Origin of the sequence: Sandarakinorhabdus limnophila DSM 17366 (genome assembly GCF_945882885.1) — a bacterium.
GTDB classification, from domain to species: domain Bacteria; phylum Pseudomonadota; class Alphaproteobacteria; order Sphingomonadales; family Sphingomonadaceae; genus Sandarakinorhabdus; species Sandarakinorhabdus limnophila_A.
Genome location: NZ_CAMCWT010000035.1, coordinates 11,955 through 30,394 on the forward strand (window position 1 = coordinate 11,955; position 18,440 = coordinate 30,394).

Annotated in this window: 19 protein-coding genes; 7 read left to right on the plus strand and 12 right to left on the minus strand. The window is 63.2% G+C overall.

Annotation, left to right across the window (positions count from 1 at the left end; all coding sequences use genetic code 11):
- Nucleotides 1–166 precede the first annotated feature (166 nt).
- From Q7O19_RS08975 to Q7O19_RS09015, 9 genes are all read right to left on the minus strand, one after another.
- Nucleotides 167–1,543: a class II 3-deoxy-7-phosphoheptulonate synthase gene (locus Q7O19_RS08975; RefSeq protein ID WP_303810026.1), complete on the minus strand. Its 1,377-nt coding sequence runs from the start codon at nucleotides 1,541–1,543 to the stop codon at nucleotides 167–169.
- Nucleotides 1,544–1,582: 39 nt separating this feature from the next.
- Nucleotides 1,583–2,923 (minus strand): glutathione-disulfide reductase, encoded by a 1,341-nt coding sequence (gorA, locus tag Q7O19_RS08980; RefSeq protein WP_303810027.1) that lies wholly within the window; start codon nucleotides 2,921–2,923, stop codon nucleotides 1,583–1,585.
- 146 nt (nucleotides 2,924–3,069) lie between these two features.
- Nucleotides 3,070–3,855: a DUF1294 domain-containing protein gene (locus Q7O19_RS08985; RefSeq protein WP_303810028.1), complete on the minus strand. Its 786-nt coding sequence runs from the start codon at nucleotides 3,853–3,855 to the stop codon at nucleotides 3,070–3,072.
- Nucleotides 3,856–3,907: 52 nt separating this feature from the next.
- On the minus strand, nucleotides 3,908–4,474 hold the full coding sequence (locus Q7O19_RS08990; RefSeq protein ID WP_303810029.1) for a hypothetical protein: 567 nt from the start codon (nucleotides 4,472–4,474) through the stop codon (nucleotides 3,908–3,910).
- Between the two features lie 725 nt (nucleotides 4,475–5,199).
- Complete coding sequence (locus Q7O19_RS08995; RefSeq protein ID WP_303810031.1) at nucleotides 5,200–6,489, minus strand: adenylosuccinate synthase; 1,290 nt, start codon at nucleotides 6,487–6,489, stop codon at nucleotides 5,200–5,202.
- A 14-nt stretch (nucleotides 6,490–6,503) separates the two neighbouring features.
- A complete protein-coding gene (locus Q7O19_RS09000; protein ID WP_303810033.1) occupies nucleotides 6,504–7,205 on the minus strand; it encodes an SDR family NAD(P)-dependent oxidoreductase in 702 nt (233 codons plus the stop codon).
- Between the two features lie 8 nt (nucleotides 7,206–7,213).
- The gene (locus Q7O19_RS09005) at nucleotides 7,214–7,750 is read right to left on the minus strand and encodes an ATP-binding protein (protein WP_303810035.1); all 537 of its coding nucleotides are present in this window, start codon (nucleotides 7,748–7,750) and stop codon (nucleotides 7,214–7,216) included.
- 3 nt (nucleotides 7,751–7,753) lie between these two features.
- Nucleotides 7,754–8,308: a nicotinamide riboside transporter PnuC gene (pnuC, locus tag Q7O19_RS09010; protein WP_303810036.1), complete on the minus strand. Its 555-nt coding sequence runs from the start codon at nucleotides 8,306–8,308 to the stop codon at nucleotides 7,754–7,756.
- A 101-nt stretch (nucleotides 8,309–8,409) separates the two neighbouring features.
- The gene (locus Q7O19_RS09015; RefSeq protein WP_303810037.1) at nucleotides 8,410–10,926 is read right to left on the minus strand and encodes a TonB-dependent receptor; all 2,517 of its coding nucleotides are present in this window, start codon (nucleotides 10,924–10,926) and stop codon (nucleotides 8,410–8,412) included.
- A 221-nt stretch (nucleotides 10,927–11,147) separates the two neighbouring features.
- On the opposite strand from Q7O19_RS09015, the gene Q7O19_RS09020 reads away from it, so the two are divergent.
- Genes Q7O19_RS09020 through Q7O19_RS09030 form a run of 3 tightly spaced genes read left to right on the plus strand, consistent with a single transcriptional unit; the run spans nucleotide 11,148 to nucleotide 13,014 of the window.
- A complete protein-coding gene (locus tag Q7O19_RS09020) occupies nucleotides 11,148–11,663 on the plus strand; it encodes a GNAT family N-acetyltransferase (RefSeq protein ID WP_303810038.1) in 516 nt (171 codons plus the stop codon).
- A complete protein-coding gene (locus Q7O19_RS09025) occupies nucleotides 11,663–12,655 on the plus strand; it encodes a phosphotransferase family protein (RefSeq protein ID WP_303810040.1) in 993 nt (330 codons plus the stop codon). The genes Q7O19_RS09020 and Q7O19_RS09025 overlap by 1 nt, the downstream gene beginning before the upstream one ends.
- Nucleotides 12,655–13,014 (plus strand): DUF6285 domain-containing protein, encoded by a 360-nt coding sequence (locus Q7O19_RS09030; protein WP_303810042.1) that lies wholly within the window; start codon nucleotides 12,655–12,657, stop codon nucleotides 13,012–13,014. The genes Q7O19_RS09025 and Q7O19_RS09030 overlap by 1 nt, the downstream gene beginning before the upstream one ends.
- A gap of 50 nt (nucleotides 13,015–13,064) precedes the next feature.
- Here Q7O19_RS09030 and Q7O19_RS09035 read toward each other — a convergent pair whose 3' ends face one another.
- From Q7O19_RS09035 to Q7O19_RS09045, 3 genes are read right to left on the minus strand one after another with little or no spacing between them, the layout of a single operon-like run.
- Nucleotides 13,065–14,063, minus strand: a complete 999-nt coding sequence (locus Q7O19_RS09035) for a proline iminopeptidase-family hydrolase (protein WP_303810044.1) — start codon at nucleotides 14,061–14,063, stop codon at nucleotides 13,065–13,067.
- A complete protein-coding gene (locus Q7O19_RS09040; protein WP_303810045.1) occupies nucleotides 14,063–14,512 on the minus strand; it encodes a cupin domain-containing protein in 450 nt (149 codons plus the stop codon). The genes Q7O19_RS09035 and Q7O19_RS09040 overlap by 1 nt, the downstream gene beginning before the upstream one ends.
- Nucleotides 14,512–15,750, minus strand: a complete 1,239-nt coding sequence (locus Q7O19_RS09045) for a cytochrome P450 (RefSeq protein WP_303810047.1) — start codon at nucleotides 15,748–15,750, stop codon at nucleotides 14,512–14,514. Before Q7O19_RS09045 ends, Q7O19_RS09040 begins: the two co-directional genes overlap by 1 nt.
- An 87-nt stretch (nucleotides 15,751–15,837) precedes the next feature.
- On the opposite strand from Q7O19_RS09045, the gene Q7O19_RS09050 reads away from it, so the two are divergent.
- The 4 genes from Q7O19_RS09050 to sdhA form a co-directional block, all read left to right on the plus strand.
- The gene (locus tag Q7O19_RS09050; RefSeq protein ID WP_303810049.1) at nucleotides 15,838–16,275 is read left to right on the plus strand and encodes a hypothetical protein; all 438 of its coding nucleotides are present in this window, start codon (nucleotides 15,838–15,840) and stop codon (nucleotides 16,273–16,275) included.
- Nucleotides 16,276–16,396: 121 nt separating this feature from the next.
- A complete protein-coding gene (gene sdhC / locus Q7O19_RS09055; RefSeq protein ID WP_022678932.1) occupies nucleotides 16,397–16,807 on the plus strand; it encodes a succinate dehydrogenase, cytochrome b556 subunit in 411 nt (136 codons plus the stop codon).
- Between the two features lie 2 nt (nucleotides 16,808–16,809).
- A complete protein-coding gene (sdhD, locus tag Q7O19_RS09060) occupies nucleotides 16,810–17,193 on the plus strand; it encodes a succinate dehydrogenase, hydrophobic membrane anchor protein (protein ID WP_022678931.1) in 384 nt (127 codons plus the stop codon).
- A 12-nt stretch (nucleotides 17,194–17,205) separates the two neighbouring features.
- The coding region (gene sdhA / locus Q7O19_RS09065; RefSeq protein ID WP_303810051.1) for a succinate dehydrogenase flavoprotein subunit at nucleotides 17,206–18,440 on the plus strand (1,235 nt) is incomplete at its 3' end.

Sequence of the window (18,440 nt, forward strand, 5' to 3'; positions counted from 1 at the left end):
GGTTCCTGTCGGATGACAGGCCATCATCACGGCCCGCGGGGACCGGCGCCATTACCAGAAGCGAGAGGGCAGTGGGCGCAAAAGCGGCTGCCGCTCAAACGGCAAAGGTCGGCCAGCCAATACAGGCTGGCCGGGCGTGAGCGGCTCCGGGATTTCAGAGGGCAATTCAGCCGTCGGCGCTGTGCGCCAGGGCCTCGCGTTCGGCTTTCAGGGCTTCGGCAATAAGAAATGCCATCTCAAGGCTTTGGCTGGCGTTCAAGCGAGGATCGCATTGGGTCTGATACCGAGCGGCAAGGCCTTCGTCCGAAATGGCGATGGCACCTCCCGTACATTCCGTGACATCCTGACCAGTCATCTCCAGATGGATGCCACCGGCATGGGTATTTTCCGAGCGGTGAACCGCGAAGAATCGGGTCACTTCAGTCAGAATTCGGTCGAACGGACGGGTTTTCAGGCCCCCTCCGGCCTTGATCGTATTACCGTGCATGGGGTCGCAGCTCCACAAGACATGGTGACCTTCTCGCTTCACGGCGCGAATCAGGCGGGGCAAATGCGCCTCAACCTTGTCATGGCCAAATCGGGTGATGAGGGTGATACGGCCCGGCTGGTTCCCCGGATTCAGCGTATCGAGCAGGCGGATCAGGTCATCCGGCTCCAAACTTGGCCCGCATTTCAGGCCCAGCGGATTGCCCACGCCGCGCAGGAACTCCACATGCGCGCTGCCCGCAAAGCGCGTGCGGTCGCCAATCCACAGCATATGGGCCGAGGTGTCGTACCAATCGCCGGTCAGGCTGTCTTGCCGGGTCATCGCTTCTTCATAGCCCAGCAGCAGCGCCTCGTGGCTGGTGAAGAAGCTGGTGCCCTTCAGCTGCGGCACGGTATCGGGTGACAGGCCGATGGCTTCCATGAAGTCCAGCGCTTCGCCGATCCGGTCCGCCAGTTGCGTATATTGTTCGGCCCAGGGGCTGCGCGCGGCAAAATCCAGGTTCCATTTGTGCACCTGGTGCAGATTGGCATAGCCGCCGCTGGCAAAGGCCCGCAGCAGGTTCAGGGTCGATGCTGACTGCATGTACCCGCGGATCATCCGCTGCGGGTTGGGCATGCGCGCTTCGGCAGTGAATTCGATGTCGTTGACATTGTCGCCGCGATAACTCGGCAGCGACACGCCATCGATTTCCTCGAAATCCCCCGATCGCGGCTTAGCGAACTGGCCGGCCATGCGGCCCACCTTCACGATCGGCATCTTGCTGGCAAAGGTCATCACCACCGCCATCTGCAGCAGCACGCGGAAGGTATCGCGGATGGTGTTGGGGTGGAATTCGACAAAGCTTTCGGCGCAATCGCCGCCCTGCAACAGGAAGGCCTTGCCAGATGCCGCGTCTGCGAGCCGTGTCGTAAGGTTGCGGGCTTCGCCGGCAAACACCAGCGGCGGATAGGAGCGCAGTTCGGTTTCCACCGCCCGCAGCGCATCGGCATCGGGGTAGGTGGGCAATTGCCGGGCTTCGTGGCCGCGCCAGCTGTCGTGGGTCCAGTTCTTCGTCATGATGGCCGCGCTTTGCGGCAAATCACCAAGATGAGCAAGTCACCTCATCAACACAAGTTCTTCGCTCATCGTCGGGTGCAGCGCCATTGTGTCATCAAATTGCGCCTTGGTCAGCCCGGCCTTCACCGCGATAGCCACCGCCTGCAGGATTTCCGGCGCATCCGGGCCGATCATGTGAGCGCCCACCACCTGGTCTGAGGAGGCGTCTACAACCAGCTTGTACAACGCGCGTTCGTTGCGGCCGGCCAGCACATTCTTCATCGGCCAGAAATCGGAGGTATAGATCTTCACTTGGCCATAGGCGTTGCGGGCCTGGGCTTCGGTCATGCCCACGCTGCCCAACGGCGGATTGGAAAACACCGCCGACGGGATGGCGTTGTAATCCACATGCCAGTTCTTCTCCCCGAACTGGCGATCGGCAAAACTGTGGCCTTCGCGGATGGCCACGGGGGTGAGTTGCACGCGGTCTGTCACGTCACCGACGGCGAAGACGGTAGGCACGTTGGTGCGATTGTCCGCATCCACGGCAATCGCGCCCTTCTCGTTCAGCGCAACACCAACACCCTCCAGCCCGAGGCCTTCGACATTCGGCACCCGGCCCAGTGCCCACAGCACAACATCGGTTTCCATGGTCTTGCCATCGGCGAAGTGCAGCACGAGGCCGGCTTCGGTCTTTTCCACCCGTTCCAGCCGGCAGTTCAGCTTGAAGTTCAGCCCCTTGGCAATGCTGATCTGCAAAAGGCGATCGGACAGCGCAGGTTCCCAGCCGCGCAGGATCGTTTCGCTGCGGTTGATGAGTGTCACGTCCACGCCCAGTTCATGGAACACGCCGGCAAATTCGGTGGCGATATAACCGGCGCCGGCGATCACCATGCGGCGGGGCAGGGTGGGCAGGTGGAACACGTCGTTTGAGGTGATGCCATGTTCGGCGCCCGGAATATCAGGCGTGAAGGGCCGCGCGCCGCTGGCAATCAAGATGGTGCTAGCCGTATGGCGCTGGCCTTCGAGCTCTACCGTTTGCGCATCGATGATGCGGGCATGGCCCAGCAGGGTGGTCACCTTGTTGTTGTCGAGCGTGTTCTGATACAGACCGTTCAGCCGGTCGACTTCGGCCGCCACATTGTCCCGCAGCACAGCCCAATCGAATGTCTTGCCCTCGATCTGCCAGCCAAAGCGGCGGGCATCTTCCAGATCCTCGGCGAAATGCGATCCGTACACCAGCAGCTTCTTGGGCACGCAGCCGCGGATCACGCAGGTGCCGCCCACACGATATTCCTCGGCCACCGCCACACGGGCGCCATGGCCGGCGGCGATGCGACTGGCGCGCACCCCACCCGAACCGGCACCGATTACCAACAGGTCGAAATCATGGCTGCTCATAGCCTGCGCATAGGGCAGGCGGGCAGACGGCGCCAATCGAAATCACTGGTCAGGGCAATCGATCCACTCAACCGACAGTGAGCGACCAGCACAGCAGCGGGCCATCATCCGTATCGTCGCGACGGCCGGATGCAACACAATCCCGCTCATCCGGAAATCTGCCAGTGCAGCAAGCCGATCAAGGCCCCGATCTGCAGCCCCGAAATCAGCAGCAGCGACTGCTTGAAACTGTCCTTGGCCGATTTGTGGCGCAGCCTGTTCATGGCGAGCCATGCGGCCGGACTGCCGCCCACCAGCGCCCAGCCAAGGAGGGTGGATTCGGCAATGCGTTCGCGCGAACGGAAGGCCTGAGCCCGGCGTTTGTCGATGGCAAACAATGCCCATGTGATCAGGTTGACAAGCAGCAGGCCGAGCAGGACGAATGGCGCCATGCCAATATCAAGGCCCGACGTGCCCGGCCGCGCCGGCAGGTTGGCGGGCACGATCACGGGTGGCGGTTCCGGTTCTGGTCGGGACTTCGGTTCAGCTGTTGATTCAACCATCACATCCGGGGCGATGTCCGGTGCTGCCGACGGTCTGCTGCAATCCAGCGGGGCATAGCGCGGCACGGCATGGCCGGATTCGATCATCGCGCAACTGATGTTCATCGTGCCGGCGTTGCAGTTCACGATGCGCCGGCCATAATTGTCGGTGTCTTCCTGCACGCATTGCAGGGTCTTGCCCTCGGTTAGGCTGCGCAAATAATCGCGGGCGGCAAAGGGGTCGCCCGGCGTGCAGTCTCGGCCCGGTCGGCAGGCGCCGGGCATTTCAGGCGCGTCAATGCCCTGCAGCCGCATCGATCCAGGTACGTTGGGGCACCGCACATTGTCGCCATCGTGATGGCTGGGGCCTTCGCAGGCGAAGCTGGCCACAGCGGCGGCCAAGGCGATCATGGGCAGGGGCATTGGCCCTGTTTATCGGCCGGAAGCCTGTTGGCAAGTTGGCTCAGCCGGCGATCCACCACCAAAGGGCGCCGATCACCAGCCCGATCTGGATACCAGTGATGTTGAGCAGGGGGGGCAGCAGCGCTTCCTGCTGGCGGCCGGCGTAGCGGGTCCACAGCGCCGTCCATGCCGCGGGTGAAGCACCGGCGGCGGCCAGCTCGAGGAACAGCCAGGGATCCAGCCGGTCCATCGGCGCCCCCCAGCGATCGCGCGAGGGCCAGCGTTCATGGGCAATTTGCAGCAGCGCCAGATTGGCCATCGCCATCCACAGGCCGATCATCAGCAGCGCGCCCGCCACCGGCAGAGACCAGGGCGTTTCACGGAGCGGCGTTGCATCCATCACAGCCGGTGCAGCCGATCGCGGGCGGTTGGCAGCGTTCGAGTCGCCCAAATCGAGGGTGATCCGGGTGCCGGTCGGCAGTGGGTTTGGCAGTGATTGGGGCAGCCCAGCGGGCAGCGCGCCCGGCTCATAACGGACCGATTGCAGCAAGGCCGGGCGGCGGCGAACCGGCGTGCAATTGCAATCGCCGGCGGTCTTGCTGAGCACGGCATGATGCGTCGCCAGCATGGCGCAGGAAAGATCGATGGTTTCGACCCGGCAGCGAGCGAGAGTGCGGCCCTGGTTGTCGGTTCCTGCGGCCGCGCAAGGCATCGCGGGCCACAAAGGGATCGCCGGGTGGGCAGATTTCACTGGGCAGGCACGTCGCCGGCATCGCTGGTGCATCATAACCCATCAACCGGATCACCTCCGGATGATTGGCACAACGCACCGTGCTGGCGTTGCCGTGAACCGGCGCCAAACAGGTAAAACTGCCCAGCATGGCCCCCGCAATGATACCCCCCGCAAACATTCTGAACGCCAACACCCCAAGTTTGCGTAACGCAGCACGGCCTCAGGTGGCCGCATACGGCGCACAGGATGTTTCAACCCCTGCGGCTGTCCGAACCAGGAACAGCCGGCTTAGCGTATCGCGACCATCTGAGGCGCTGTGCGCCCGCACGGAGCGGACAGATTTCCGCAGATGGTCGCGACGGGCTTAGGGATGGCCGGCCACGCAGGCCCACCAGGAGCTTCAGTTGACCGGCACTTACGGTACGTCGATGTCTTGTGGTCGCAAGGCCTGGCCAGGGTGCGAGCCGGACGATTGCCGTCATCGCGCTTGCCGGGTCCGTCTAGTCTGGCTTTGCCTTTACCCTCGCGGATTAAGGCAACAACGAGTGCAGTACATGACATGCTGGCACTTTGTTAGAAATTTATGATAATGCAAGAACATTTAACATAAAAATTACAAATCAGCCCTGGAACGGGTCCTTCACCAAGATAGTATCTTCCCGCTCCGGCGAGGTGGAGACCAAGGCCACCGGGCATTCGGTCAATTCCTCGATGCGGCGGATATATTTGATGGCCTGCGCTGGCAGCTGCGCCCAGCTGCGGGCGCCGGCAGTCGATCCGCTCCAGCCTTCAAATTCTTCGTAGATCGGCTCGACCCGCGCCTGTTCGGACGGGTGGGCAGGCAGATGATCGAGTTCGCGGGCATCAAGGCGGTAGCCGGTGCAGATCATCACCGTGTCGAACCCGTCGAGCACGTCCAGCTTGGTGAGCGCCATGCCAGTGATGCCGCCAACGGCAATCGCCTGGCGCACCAGCACGGCATCGAACCAGCCGCAGCGGCGCTTGCGGCCGGTAACGGTCCCGAATTCATGGCCGCGCTCACCCAGGAGCTGGCCGATTGCGTTTTCCTGTTCGGTTGGGAAGGGGCCGGAACCAACGCGGGTGGTATAGGCCTTGGTGATCCCCAGCACATAACCGGTGGCATCCGGGCCCATCCCCGAACCCGCCGCGGCTTGGCCAGCAACGACATTGGAGGAGGTGACGAACGGCCAGGTGCCGTGATCGACATCGAGCAGCACGCCCTGCGCACCTTCGAACAATATGCGATCGCGCCGCCAGCGTGCGTCGCGCAGGCGTTTCCAAACAGGCTGGATATAGGGCAGCACGGCCGGGGCCACATCGGCCAGTTGCTGTTGCAGTTCGGCGGCATCCACCGGCGCCACGCCAAAGCCGGCGCGCAGGGCATTGTGATGGGCGAGCAGGCGTTCGAGCTGCGGGCCGATTTCATCCAGATACGCCAGATCGATGACGCGCAGCGCCCGGCGGCCCACCTTGTCTTCATAGGCCGGGCCGATGCCGCGCCTTGTGGTGCCGATCTTGCCGGCGCCCATTGCATCTTCGCGCAGCGCATCCAGATCGCGGTGCAGCGGCAGGATCAGCGGGCAGGTTTCAGAGACGGCCAGATTGTTCGGCGTGATATCCACGCCCATGCCGGCAATGCGGGCGACTTCGTCGCGGAAATGCCAGGGATCGAACACCACGCCATTGCCGATCATCGACAGGGTGCCGCGCACGATACCCGAAGGCAGCAGCGACAGCTTGTAGACCTTTTCGCCCACAACCAGCGTGTGGCCGGCGTTGTGGCCGCCCTGAAAGCGCACCACCACATCAGCGCGGGCAGAGAGCCAATCGACAATCTTGCCCTTGCCTTCATCGCCCCATTGGGCACCCACCACGGTCACATTCGGCATGTTCACTCCTGTCCTCAGCGCACGTAGCTGGCGCCGTTGATGTCGAGTGTGGCGCCCGTGATCGACGCCGGTGCGTCGCTGGCCAACCAGCGGATCATTTCGGCCACTTCTTCCGGCATGGCAACGCGGCCCAGCGGGATATCGGCCAGCAACTTGTCACCGCCGCGGCTGGCGAGATATTCTTCCGCCATGCCTGTCATGGTGAAGCCGGGCGTGATGGCAAAGGCGAGGATATTCTGCGCGGCATAGCCCCGCGCGATGCTCTTGGTCATCGCCAGCATGCCGCCCTTGGCCGCGGCATAATGCCAATGCTGGGGCGAATCACCGCGATGGCCGGCGCGGCTGGCGACGTTGATGATGCGGCCGCCGCCGTTCTCCTGAAAATGCAGCACAGCGTGGCGGCACAGATCAGCGGCGCTTTGCAGGTTGATGGCGTGACTGCGCGCCCAGGTGGCGGCAAAGCCATCAGCATCGGCAATCGGGGCGGCTTCGAACACGCCGGCATTGTTGACCAGCACATCAATCCGCCCACCGGCCTGCTCCAATGCGGTGGTCCACAGCGCATCGGCCGCGCGCGGCTGTGCGAAATCGGCGGCGATCAGCCCATCGGCACCCGCCGTTGATTGGCCGATGACGGTGTGGCCGGACTGTTCCAGCAGGGTGCGCGCCGCAGCGCCAATGCCGCGCGATGCGCCGGTGAGAAGGATATTTGCCATGATGGTCCCTATGACGCCGACTGGGGCAGGCTGTCCAGCCGGTGGGTGAGGGCGGCGGTGGCCTGGGCTTCGCGCTGCTGCCAATTGCCCATGATCAGCACCGGTTCGATGTTGCGCGCGGCCATCTCATCTTCAATGGCAGCCTGGAACATCAGGCGATCGCGGCCCACGGATTGTCCTGTGCCATCGGCCACCCACGGCGTGTCGGGCGCGAACAGCAGATAGACATCGGCGCCAGCCGGCATTGCCGACAGCGCGGGATCACGGTGGCCGTGCAGCATGCGGAACCAGGCGGCGGTCATCACCACATTAGTGTCCTCGATCAGCAGGCGCGGCCGCGACGCAAGCAGGCGGTGGCGGCGTTCGGCATGAATGCGTGCGATGGTGCGCAGCACGTCGGGCGTGAAATCCGTGCCGGTGGTTTCAGCATATTCGCGGCCATATTCGGGCATCAACACCCCGCTCAGCCGGCGCGACAGCCGCTCTGCCAGCCTGGTCTTGCCAGTCGATTCCACGCCGGTGAAACACACATGCAGGCCCAGCATGGTTCAGCCCCGCTCCGCGGCCAGCCACAGCCGCCAGCTCCAGATCGAGACGGCGAGGAATGCCACATACAGCGCCGCTGTCACCCACAGCGCCTGGCTGGCATAAAGACCCACTGAAACAATGTTGATGCCAACCCATAACGGCCAGCTTTCCAGCATGCGCAGATTGATCAGCACCTGGGCCACCAGCGACCAGCCAGCCACCGCGCCATCTGTAATGGGTGCGGCAGCATCGGTTTGCGCCAACAGCTGGGCCAGCAAAGCGCTGCCGATCACGCCGCTGATCAGCACCGCCGGCCAGCCCATTGGTGGCAAGCGCCGCACGGCCACCTGGCATGCATCGGCCGGTGCCCGCAGCCACATCCACAGGCCCTGCGCCTGGGCCAAGAAAAAGAAGACCTGCAGGCTGGCCACGGCATACAGCCGGCTGTTCCAGAACACGACGGCCAGGATGGCCACCATCGCCATGCCGAACGGGTAATTCCACACCGATCGCCGGGCGAGCAGCACGACGTTGGCCAGCCCGAACGCCGACGCAGCAAGTTCCCACGGGCTCACGTGTCGTCTTAAGCCCGCGACGCGGTAATTTTGCAAGCTGGTTAAACGAAAGGGGGCGCAGCCACTGGCCACGCCCCCCGTTGTTCACGGCAATCCGCTGATCAGAAGCGGTAACGCAGCAGGCCGCCATAGGTGCGCGGCTGGTTGCGATAGCCTGACAGCGTGCCGGCCTGTGCCACACCCGGGAAGATGGTGGTGGTCCAGGCTTCGTTGGTCAGGTTGCGGCCCCACAGGGTGATGTCCAACTTGTTGTTGAGCACCAGCGTCGCCGACGCGTTCAAATTGTCCACCGCGCGGCGCAGCGCCACCGTGCCCTGCGCAATCTGCGTCGGGCTGTTGTGCTGATAGTCAACGTGGAAGTTCAGCTTGGTGCTGTCGTTCAGGCGGGCGGTATAATCGCCGCCCACCGAGACGGAGAACTCCGGCACACCAGCCACGCGCAGGCCGGAAAGGTCCTGCGGCAGGGTGGAGAAGGTGCCGTTCTGCAAAGCGGCGCCGCCCACGAAGCTGTCAAACTTCATGTTGAGGTAGGTGAGGTTGGTGAAGAAGCGCAGATCCTTCACCGGCGAGATGGTGGCGTCGATTTCGAACCCGGTTACCGACTGCTGTTCGGCATTGGCCAGGATGAAGCCGGTGCCCGAGAACACGTTGCTCTGGAAGCCGTTCAGGGTCTGGCGGAACGCAGCCAGATTGAAGCCAAAGCCTTCCCACTGGCCCTTGATGCCCAGTTCATAGACGGTGGCATATTCCGGGCTGGCAGAGCGCGAACCGGTGGTGAGGTTCACCGGCAGGCTGGCGCCCAATGCGGTGCGGATCGGCGATGCCGCCGGTGCCGGCGACTGCGCCGTCGAACCAGGGGTGAACAGCGAAGCCGGCGGACGAGCATCGAACGAAAGGTTGATCGAGCTCGCCTTGAAGCCAGTCGCGTGGGTGGCATAGACGTTCACATTTTCGTTGAACTTGTAGTTCAGGCGCACTGTGTAGGCGAAATCGCTGTCCGACGTGCGGCCATCTTCAAAGGCATTGGGAACGTTGAGATACGGCGGGATGAACTGCAGGCCGCGCAGGCCCAGGAACGGGTTGAACTGCGGATTGGCAGCGACAACGGCCGGCACACCGGCATTCACGCCGGCGCGCACCAGATCAAGGCCCGAGAACACGTCGGTGGTGACCACGCTGGTGGCATAGGTCTTTCTGTCGTGCGTGTAGTTGCCGCCCAGCGTCAGGGTCAGGTTTTCGACGATATTCCAATCCACGGTACCAAAGACCGAGATGGCGCGGTTCTTGTAATCATATTCTTCGAACCGGCCCTGGCCGCGGGCGCCGAACTGGCCAGCCGGGGTGCCGGGCAGCAGCGCGCGCAGCGTCGGTTCCAGATTGACATAGGCACCGCCCGACAGGGCGCTAGCATAGCCGCGGAAATCCCGGCCAAAGGTCAGCTGACCGCTGGCATCGATATTTTCCCGGAAATAGAAGGCACCAACCAGAAAGTTGATCGGGCCATCAAACTTCGAGGCGACACGGAATTCGGCCGTGTAGGTGTCGATGGCGTTGCGGCCAGTGTTTTCACCGATGATGTCGGCGCTGGTGAAGTCGCTGTCGGCATTGGTCGAAAGCCGCACGCCGCGATAGGCACCGATGAAGGTGAGATCGAATTGGCCAGCCTTGTAATCAGCCTGTGCCGAGAAGCCGAAGTTGTCGACTTCGTTGGTGGACGGGAAGTTGGTCGACGAACGCAGCGCCAGCGGCTGATTGGAGATGATGCGGCCGCCGAGAGCACGCACGGCATTGCCGGTCGGGCCGTCAACCAGGTTGACCACCGAGCAGCAGATTTCATCGATCTTGTCGTAATCGCCGATTAGGCGCAGCTTGAAATCTTCGGATGGCTTGAACAGCAGCTGGGCGCGCACGCCGCCACGGTTGCGGTCGTTCTCGTCGATGTTCAGTGCTTCGTTGAACACATAGCCGTCGCGGCGGTTGTAGTTGCCCGCCAGGCTGAAGGCGATGGTCTCGCTGATCGGGCCGGTGATTTCGGCACGCGCGATGAGGGCGTTATAGTTGCCATAGCTCAGTTCGGCCTGGCCGCCGAAGTCGAACTTCGGTTCCGACGTGACGACCGAAATGATGCCGGCCGACGCGTTCTTGCCGAACAGGGTCGATTGCGGGCCGCGCAGCACTTCGATGCGCTCCACGCTGGGCAGATCGCCGATCTGGGCGGCGGAACGGCTGCGATAGACGCCATCGATGAACACGCCAACCGAAGGCTCGATACCGACGTTGTTGGCGCCGTTGCCGAAGCCGCGGATGATGAAATTGGTGTTGGCCGACGATTGCAGCTGCGACACGCGCAGGGACGGCACCACCGTCTGAAGGTCAAGCGCATCGCGGATCTGGGCGTTCTCGATCAGCGCCTTCGACGTGACGGACACCGAAATCGGCGTGTCCTGCAGGGTCTTGGCCTGCTTGGAGGCGGTGACGATGATGATCTCGTCATCGCCGGCGACTTCGGCGGCAGCGGTTTGCGCAAAGGCGGGGGCAGCCAGTGCAACAGTAGCGAAAACGCTCAGCAAAAGCGCAGCGCGCATGGCAACGATGCCTGTGGTTTCAACGGTCGTCATGCAGTTCCTTCCCAAAAAGTTTCGGGCCCAAAGATTTCGGACTTTGGTCGTTCACCACGGCAGCCCCGAACAATTCCGTTCGCCGGGCCATGGCGCAGGGAAGTTGCAGATGTTTGATGTTTTTTCAAGCCCGGCTCACGCCCCGGCACTGACGCTTCTTGCCCGACCGTTGCCATCGTGCAAGGGAAAGACCAATCGCAGTTCGACAATTCGGTTACAGGATGAATGACTGGGAAATTGAAACGGATCGACTGCTCATCCGGCCGATGCAGGTGGATGACGCTGCCGACTGGCACCGCAGCCGCGCCGCCGCGCCGTTTGATCCACTGGAACGTTCGGTGGAAGAAAGCATCGCCGTGATTGCGGCCATGCAGCGGCGCGCGGCTCCCGATTCCGATGGGTGGCAACAATTCGCGATGACCGCCAAGGATGGCAGCATGATCGGTGACCTCGGCATCCGTTTTTCGCCGCCGTGGAATGCCACGGCCGAACTCGGCTTTGCGCTCGATCCACGCTGGCAGCGGCAGGGCCTGTGTGCCGAAGCGGTTGAAGCGATGGTGCGCCGCCTGTTCCGCAACGGCCGCCGCCTGGTTGCCGTCACCGATGCCCGCAACCGTCCGGCCCAGCGCGTGCTGGAACGCCGCTGGTTCCGGGAGGAAGGACGCTTCGTGCAAAGCTGGCGCGATGGCGATGCGTGGTTCGACGAAGTCAGCTACGCCCGCCTGGCCAGCGACTGATGGCTGCTCCCCAAAAACTTCCAACGCCTGAGATCATTTCGGCGCTGGTTGGCGCCACCGTTGCCCATGTGGAACAATTGTCGGGCGGGGCGTCCTCGGCCACCTTTGCCGTGGATGCCGTGACAGCCGATGGCGCAGCCTGGCCACTGATCCTGCAATGCGCCGCCACCGGTTCCGTGCCCGAAGGCGGCCTGCCGCGTGCCGATCAGGCCCGGCTTCAACAGCGCGCCTTCGAGCGCGGCCTGCCCGTAGCCGAAGTGGTGCGGGTGCTGACACCGGAAGATGGCCTGGGCGAAGCCTATGTGATGGCCCGGCTGCCGGGCGAGGCGCTGGCGCCGAAATGGCTGAAGCTGCCCGAATATGCCCCGGCGCGCGCCGCGATGACGCGCCAGTGCGCCGATGTGCTGGCCCGGTTGCATCAGTTGCCGATCAGCGTTGCTGACGGGCTGGCCTTGCCATCGGGCAGTACGGCGCAGTCGCTGGATCGCATGTTCAGCAATTATCGCCGCTTTGGCGTCGATTCGCCGGTGTTCGATCTCGCCTTTGCCTGGTTGCGGGAACGGGTGGCGGATCGGCCGCCGACAAATATCGTCCACGGCGATTTCCGTTCCGGCAATTTCCTGGTGGCCCCCGACGGCCTGGTGGCGGTGCTGGATTGGGAACTGGCGCATTTGGGTGACGGCCACGAGGATCTGGGCTGGCTGTGCTGTAATTCTTGGCGTTTTGGCGTGTGGGACCGGCCGGTGGGCGGCTTTGGCCAGCGCGATGAACTTTATGCGGCCTATGAGGCGGCCGGTGGCGATCCGGTCGATCGCGAGCGCGCGGCCTTCTGGGAAGTCTTCGGCACGTTGAGATGGGGCATCGCCTGCCTGCAACTGGGTGATGACCATGTTTCGGGCCGGCTGCGCAACGTGGAACGTGCCGCCATCGGCCGCCGCGTTTCCGAAGTGGAATTGGACCTGATGCACCTGTTCAAGTTCGGGAGCGTGTGATGGCCGAACAGATCGAAGCCACCACGCTGATCGAGGCGGTGCAATTGTTCCTGGCGGAACTGGAACCGGAACTGAAAGGCCGCCGCGCCTTTCACGCCAAGGTGGCGGGCAACGCCCTGGCCATCGTGGCGCGCGAACTGGCGCAACAACCGCAGGCCCGCGAACAGGCGCTGCTTGCCGGTGTGATGGGGCATGATGCGCCGCTGGGCACGCTGCGCACCCAAATGTGCGAACAGCTGCGCGCCGGCACGATGGGGGCAGCGACGCCCGGGCTGGTGGATGCGTTGCTTGCCGTGACGCTGGGCAAGTGCGGGGTGGATAATCCGCGTTACGCAACGTTCAAACGGCTTGCAGTTTGAACAAATGTCAAACGTTCAAACGGCTTGCCGTTTGAACCGGCAGGAGCGGCTCAGGCGTCCTGCCGGGCCAGCCACGGCCTGAGCAGGCCAAGATAGGCGGCGGGATTGTCCAGCATGATGCTGTGCGAGGCGTCGGGGATTTCCGCGAACCTGGCGCCGGCGGCGATGGCGAAATTGGCAACCGTTGCGGGGCGGGCCTCATCATCCTGGCCGGCAACGAACAAGGCGCGCTTGGGATCAAGTTGTTCGAGCAGGGGTTGCCCGTCGTAATCCTTCAGCGTTCCGGTGCAGGCGAATTCGGCGCGGCCCCACATGTGATTGTACAGACCTTCCGCAAACGGTGCCGGCAGTGCATCCCGATATGCGGCAATCGCCGGCGGCGGGATCACCTGGCGGACATGGCGGGCATAAAAGGCCGCCGTGGCGGCATCGCAGTCAGCCTTCGGCGCGGCACCGGGCGTGTCGCAGCGGTCGAGCAGATCGCGCACGTCGGCAGGCATGCCGGCTTTCAGTTCGGCCGCATCGCGCAGCCAAACCTCAGTGGAAATCAGCGGCGATTGCAGCACCAGCCCGGCCAGGGCGCCGGGCCGTGTGGCGCCATACTCCAGTGCCAATGTGCCGCCCCAACTGCCGCCCAGCACATGCCAGCGCGCGATGCCGAAATGGGCACGGATCGCTTCGATCTCAGACAGGAAGCGCGCCACCGCCCAGTTGACCGGATCGCCCGGCCGATCGGAACTGCCGCAATCGAGCTGATCATACAGGATCACGGCGCGATCATCGGCCAGCGCGGTGGCATTGAGCCAGCTCCAGTGCGAACTGCCCGGCCCGCCGTGGATGAACAGGATCGGCGGTTTCCCGCCTAGGGCGCCGTTGACCCGAACGTAAATGCGCCCGCCCGCAACCGGCACCATTGCTTCCAGATCAGGCGCCACCCGCAGGCCGAGGGAAGTGGCGCCCTGCCGCAACGTTTGCGCGGCCAGTCGCGCCGGCAACAGGCTTGCCAGACCGGCGGCCAGCCCAGAGGCCAAAATCGTGCGTCGGCCCATCACGCCGCCGGCCCCGATTTGCGCCGGAAGCCGGAGGGATCGAGGTGCATGTCGATATCGGGATAATGACATTCGTCGATGTCTGGCTGATCGGTGCCGATGGCGAGGAACTGGCAGGGCAGGGCGGAGCGGTTCTGCAGATGATGGCCATTGGCAACCCCAGCCGGGAAGCAGGCGATGTCGCCGGGGGTAAGCAGAGTCTCGCCATTTTCCTCAACCAGCACCGCCTCGCCGGCCAGCATTACCAGCATTTCGTCCTCATGCGTGTGCCAGTGACGCTGGCTGGACCAGGCGCCGGGCTCAAGTGTCACCAGATTGGCACCGAACTGACACAGACCGCCAGCCGCCGCCACCGCGCGCCATGATCGCGCCAGCACCGGGCCATCAAACGGCGGCAGATATCCCGATCCAGAGCGGACGGGCAGGGCGGACAGATCAAGCTTCGGCATCAACGCCGTTCAAGCACAACCGGCAGCTTTCGGAAACCGTGCACGAAGCATTGCGCCACATACTCGGCGGCTCCCACCTGACGCGGGAACAATTTGCGGGCCAGAAGTTCCTCCAGCAGCACCGCGATCTGCAACTCCGCCAGCCGCGCGCCCACACACCGGTGGACGCCAAAGCCGAACGACAGGTGCCTGCGGGCATTTGCGCGTGTGATATCAAAGGTTTCGGCATCCGGGAACACGCTCTCGTCGCGGTTGCCGCTGATGTACCAGACGACGATCTTGTCGCCCTTCTTCACCGGAACCCCGGCGATATCGGCATCTTCCACCGCCGTGCGCCGCATATGGGCGAGCGGCGTCTGCCAACGCAGGACTTCCGAAATTGTATTGGAAATCAGACTGTTGTCGGCCTCTAACTTGGCCCATTCGCCGTCAAAACGGTTGAAGGCCTCCACCAGGCCCGACATCGAATTGCGGGTGGTATCATTACCGCCCACAATCAAAAGGATATAGTTTCCAGTGCGTTCCTGGAACGGCATATCGCCCATGGCATCGCTGTGCGCCATGGCACTGATCAGGTCGCCGGTTGGCGGCTTGGCCTTGCGCTCGGTCATCAGGGCATCGAGCGCGTTGGTCATGTCAATCAGGTGCTGCTGGCGGATATCCTTGGTCGCCGGGTTCAATGCCGCTTCGATGTCGCCACCCCAGTCTGACCACAAGGTAAGATCGCGACGCTTTTCCCAGGGATAATCAAACAATATGGCCAGCATGCCAGTGGTCAATTCGATGGAGACGCGGTCAACCCAATCAAATGCCTCACCAATCGGTAGTCCGTCGAGCAGTTCGCTCGTGCGCTTGCGGACTTCGATGGCCATGCGGGCGATTTCAGATGGGCCAAAGGCCGGCGCCACCACCCGGCGCTGATCGCTGTGGCGCGGCCGGTCCATCGCGATGAACTGCGGCAGATTATACTCGCCAAACAGATCGACAACGGTGATGCCGCCGAATTCGTGGCTGGAGGAGAAGATATCGGGCCGGGCCTCCACCGCCATAATGTCGGCGTGGCTGTTCACCGACCAGAACGGGCCGAACGGGCTGTTGGCCTGGTAATGGACGGGGGCTTCGGCGCGCAACCGGGCGAACACCGGCCGCCAACTGTCGTTGCCATACAGCGTTGCGTCAGACACATCGATCACATCAAGTGGAATAGCAGCCACACTGGCCGGAGCAATCGTTGCCATCACATCCTCCCCATTTCGAGCGCCGCATCTTCACGGTCATTGGTGCGATGCTACGCTTGATCGATCACAACTGCGAGTCCCTGTGCCATGGCCATTCCCTCTCATAATAATCATGATTCCAGCATCGATCCCACCCGAGATCAGGTTCGAAACCTACGCGATCACGGCCGTGACGGGCCGGTGGTGATGATGAACCTGCTGAAGTTCCGCGAGACCGCGAACTACTCGCCCGAGGCTGGCATGGCCTCCTGTTCGGGCAAGGCGGCCTATGACCGCTATCAGCATGCCTTCACCGTGGCGGTCGGCGCCATTTCCCAGGCGGAGGTGCTTTATGATGGTCCATGTGAGCAGGTCTTCATCGGCCAGGCCGGCACGGATGCGACCAATTGGGACAAGCTTCTGTTGGTGCGCTACCCCAGCCGGCAGCACTTCCTCGCCATGATGGCCGACGACAGCTACCGCGACGCACTGGTGCACCGATATGCCGGGCTGGAGCGCACCGTTCTGATTCAGTGCGCCGGGTGAGGACCTAATCATCTTGCGCCTGTTGCACCGCAGCGCAGGCACGGTATGAAGGCCCGCATAACCATCCGCTCGTTCGGCCGCAGGGCAGGGCAGCGAAAGGGGCCAGCAAGAAGGGCAACTCATGGCATCTCGACCAATAGCGCCGCCGCCGCGCCCGCTCTCACCGCACCTCACCATCTGGAAATGGCGGGTGCACATGGCAGTCTCTATCGTGCACCGTGTGACGGGGCATGCGCTTGCCTTTGGCGCCGTGGTGATCTTTGCTTGGTGGCTTGCGGCGCTGGCCAGCGGGCCAACCTATTATCGCCTGTTCCAGGACATCGTTTTTTCGCCGCTGGGCGTGGTTGTCGGCTTTGGTCTCACCTGGTCGATGTTCCAGCACATGGGCAGCGGCATCCGCCACTTCATCATGGATTCGGGCGAAGGCTTTGATCTGGTAACATCGCGCCGCATGGCGCTGGCGACCTTTGCATTTTCGGCCATTGCCACGCTGGCCTTCTGGGCCTTCATCCTTCTCGGCCGGGGGTATTGATCATGGGTAACGGAACCCAACTTGGCCGCGTCCGAGGTCTTGGTGCCGGCGGCGGCGCGGTTGTCCATCACTGGTGGTTGCAGCGCGTCACGGCGGTGGCCAGCCTGTTCCTGGTGCTGTGGTTCGTCTTCAGCCTCGCTCGCCTGCCCAGCCTGGATTATGCCAGCACGGTGATGTGGATGCGCCAGCCGCTGGTGGCGGTGCCGATGTGTCTGCTGGTGGTCAGCGTTTTCTGGCACTTCCGCCTGGGTGTGCAGGTGATGCTGGAAGATTATCTGCATGGGTCAAAGCGCGTCATCGCCATGCTGGCCCTCAACTTCTACACCTTTGCCCTTGCTGCCCTGTCACTGTTCTCGGTGCTCAAGGTCGCACTGTCTGCCGGTTGATTGGAAGCTCAAGTGCCTGAAGCCTATCAGATTATCGATCATGTTTACGACGCTGTCGTGGTGGGAGCCGGCGGCTCCGGCTTGCGTGCTGCCATGGGCATTGCCGAAGCTGGGCTGAAAACTGCCTGCATCACCAAGGTCTTCCCCACCCGCAGCCACACCGTTGCCGCGCAGGGCGGCATTGCGGCCGCGCTCGGCAACATGGGCCCGGATCACTGGACCTGGCACATGTATGACACGGTGAAGGGCAGCGACTGGCTGGGCGATCAGGACGCGATCGAGTATTTGTGCAAGGAAGCCCCGGCCGCGGTTTACGAGCTGGAGCATTTCGGTGTGCCGTTCAGCCGCACCGAGGCCGGTCGCATTTATCAGCGTCCATTTGGCGGCATGATGCAGAACATGGGGAGCGGCCCACCGGCGCAGCGCACCTGCGCCGCGGCAGATCGCACCGGGCATGCCATGCTGCACGCGCTCTATCAGCAGAGCCTCAAGTACAGCACGGATTTCTACATCGAATATTTCGCCATTGATCTCATCATGGTGAATGGGGAGTGCAAGGGCGTCATCGCCATCAACATGGAGGATGGCAGCATCCACCGCTTCCGCAGTCACCAGACGGTATTGGCGACCGGTGGCTATGGCCGTTGTTATTTCTCAGCCACATCCGCGCACACCTCCACCGGTGACGGGGGCGGCATGGCGATCCGCGCCGGCGTTGCCATGCAGGACATGGAATTTGTGCAGTTCCACCCCACCGGCATCTATGGCGCCGGCGTGTTGATCACCGAAGGCGCGCGCGGGGAGGGCGGTTACCTCACCAACAGCCAGGGTGAGCGTTTCATGGAACGCTATGCTCCGTCGGCCAAGGATCTTGCCAGCCGTGACGTCGTCAGCCGTTCGATGGCGATGGAAATCCGCGAAGGCCGCGGTGTCGGCGCTGAGGGCGACCACATCCACCTGCACCTCAATCACATCGATTCCGCCGTGCTGGCCCAGCGCCTGCCCGGCATTTCGGAAACCGCCAAGGTTTTTGCCGGTGTGGACGTCACCAAGGCGCCGATCCCAGTGGTGCCAACCGTGCACTACAACATGGGTGGTATTCCGACGAACTATCATGGTGAAGTCGTCACCCTGAAGGGTGGCAACCCCGACAGCGTGGTGCCCGGCCTTTTCGCGGTGGGTGAAGCTGCCTGCGTTTCGGTGCACGGTGCCAACCGGCTTGGTTCCAACAGCCTGATCGACCTGGT

Coding starts and splice junctions, on each gene's coding strand:
- Q7O19_RS08995 (WP_303810031.1), bottom strand. CDS start 6,489: ATGCCGAATGTGACCGTGGTGGGTGCCCAATGGGGCGATGAAGGCAAG.
- Q7O19_RS09000 (WP_303810033.1), bottom strand. CDS start 7,205: ATGGCAAATATCCTTCTCACCGGCGCATCGCGCGGCATTGGCGCTGCG.
- Q7O19_RS09035 (WP_303810044.1), bottom strand. CDS start 14,063: ATGGGCCGACGCACGATTTTGGCCTCTGGGCTGGCCGCCGGTCTGGCA.
- sdhC (WP_022678932.1), top strand. CDS start 16,397: ATGGCATCTCGACCAATAGCGCCGCCGCCGCGCCCGCTCTCACCGCAC.
- Q7O19_RS09050 (WP_303810049.1), top strand. CDS start 15,838: ATGGCCATTCCCTCTCATAATAATCATGATTCCAGCATCGATCCCACC.
- Q7O19_RS09005 (WP_303810035.1), bottom strand. CDS start 7,750: ATGCTGGGCCTGCATGTGTGTTTCACCGGCGTGGAATCGACTGGCAAG.
- Q7O19_RS09015 (WP_303810037.1), bottom strand. CDS start 10,926: ATGACGACCGTTGAAACCACAGGCATCGTTGCCATGCGCGCTGCGCTT.
- Q7O19_RS08990 (WP_303810029.1), bottom strand. CDS start 4,474: ATGCTGGCGACGCATCATGCCGTGCTCAGCAAGACCGCCGGCGATTGC.
- Q7O19_RS08985 (WP_303810028.1), bottom strand. CDS start 3,855: ATGATCGCCTTGGCCGCCGCTGTGGCCAGCTTCGCCTGCGAAGGCCCC.
- Q7O19_RS09045 (WP_303810047.1), bottom strand. CDS start 15,750: ATGGCAACGATTGCTCCGGCCAGTGTGGCTGCTATTCCACTTGATGTG.
- Q7O19_RS09030 (WP_303810042.1), top strand. CDS start 12,655: ATGGCCGAACAGATCGAAGCCACCACGCTGATCGAGGCGGTGCAATTG.
- Q7O19_RS08975 (WP_303810026.1), bottom strand. CDS start 1,543: ATGACGAAGAACTGGACCCACGACAGCTGGCGCGGCCACGAAGCCCGG.
- Q7O19_RS09020 (WP_303810038.1), top strand. CDS start 11,148: ATGAATGACTGGGAAATTGAAACGGATCGACTGCTCATCCGGCCGATG.
- Q7O19_RS09040 (WP_303810045.1), bottom strand. CDS start 14,512: ATGCCGAAGCTTGATCTGTCCGCCCTGCCCGTCCGCTCTGGATCGGGA.
- sdhD (WP_022678931.1), top strand. CDS start 16,810: ATGGGTAACGGAACCCAACTTGGCCGCGTCCGAGGTCTTGGTGCCGGC.
- Q7O19_RS09025 (WP_303810040.1), top strand. CDS start 11,663: ATGGCTGCTCCCCAAAAACTTCCAACGCCTGAGATCATTTCGGCGCTG.
- gorA (WP_303810027.1), bottom strand. CDS start 2,923: ATGAGCAGCCATGATTTCGACCTGTTGGTAATCGGTGCCGGTTCGGGT.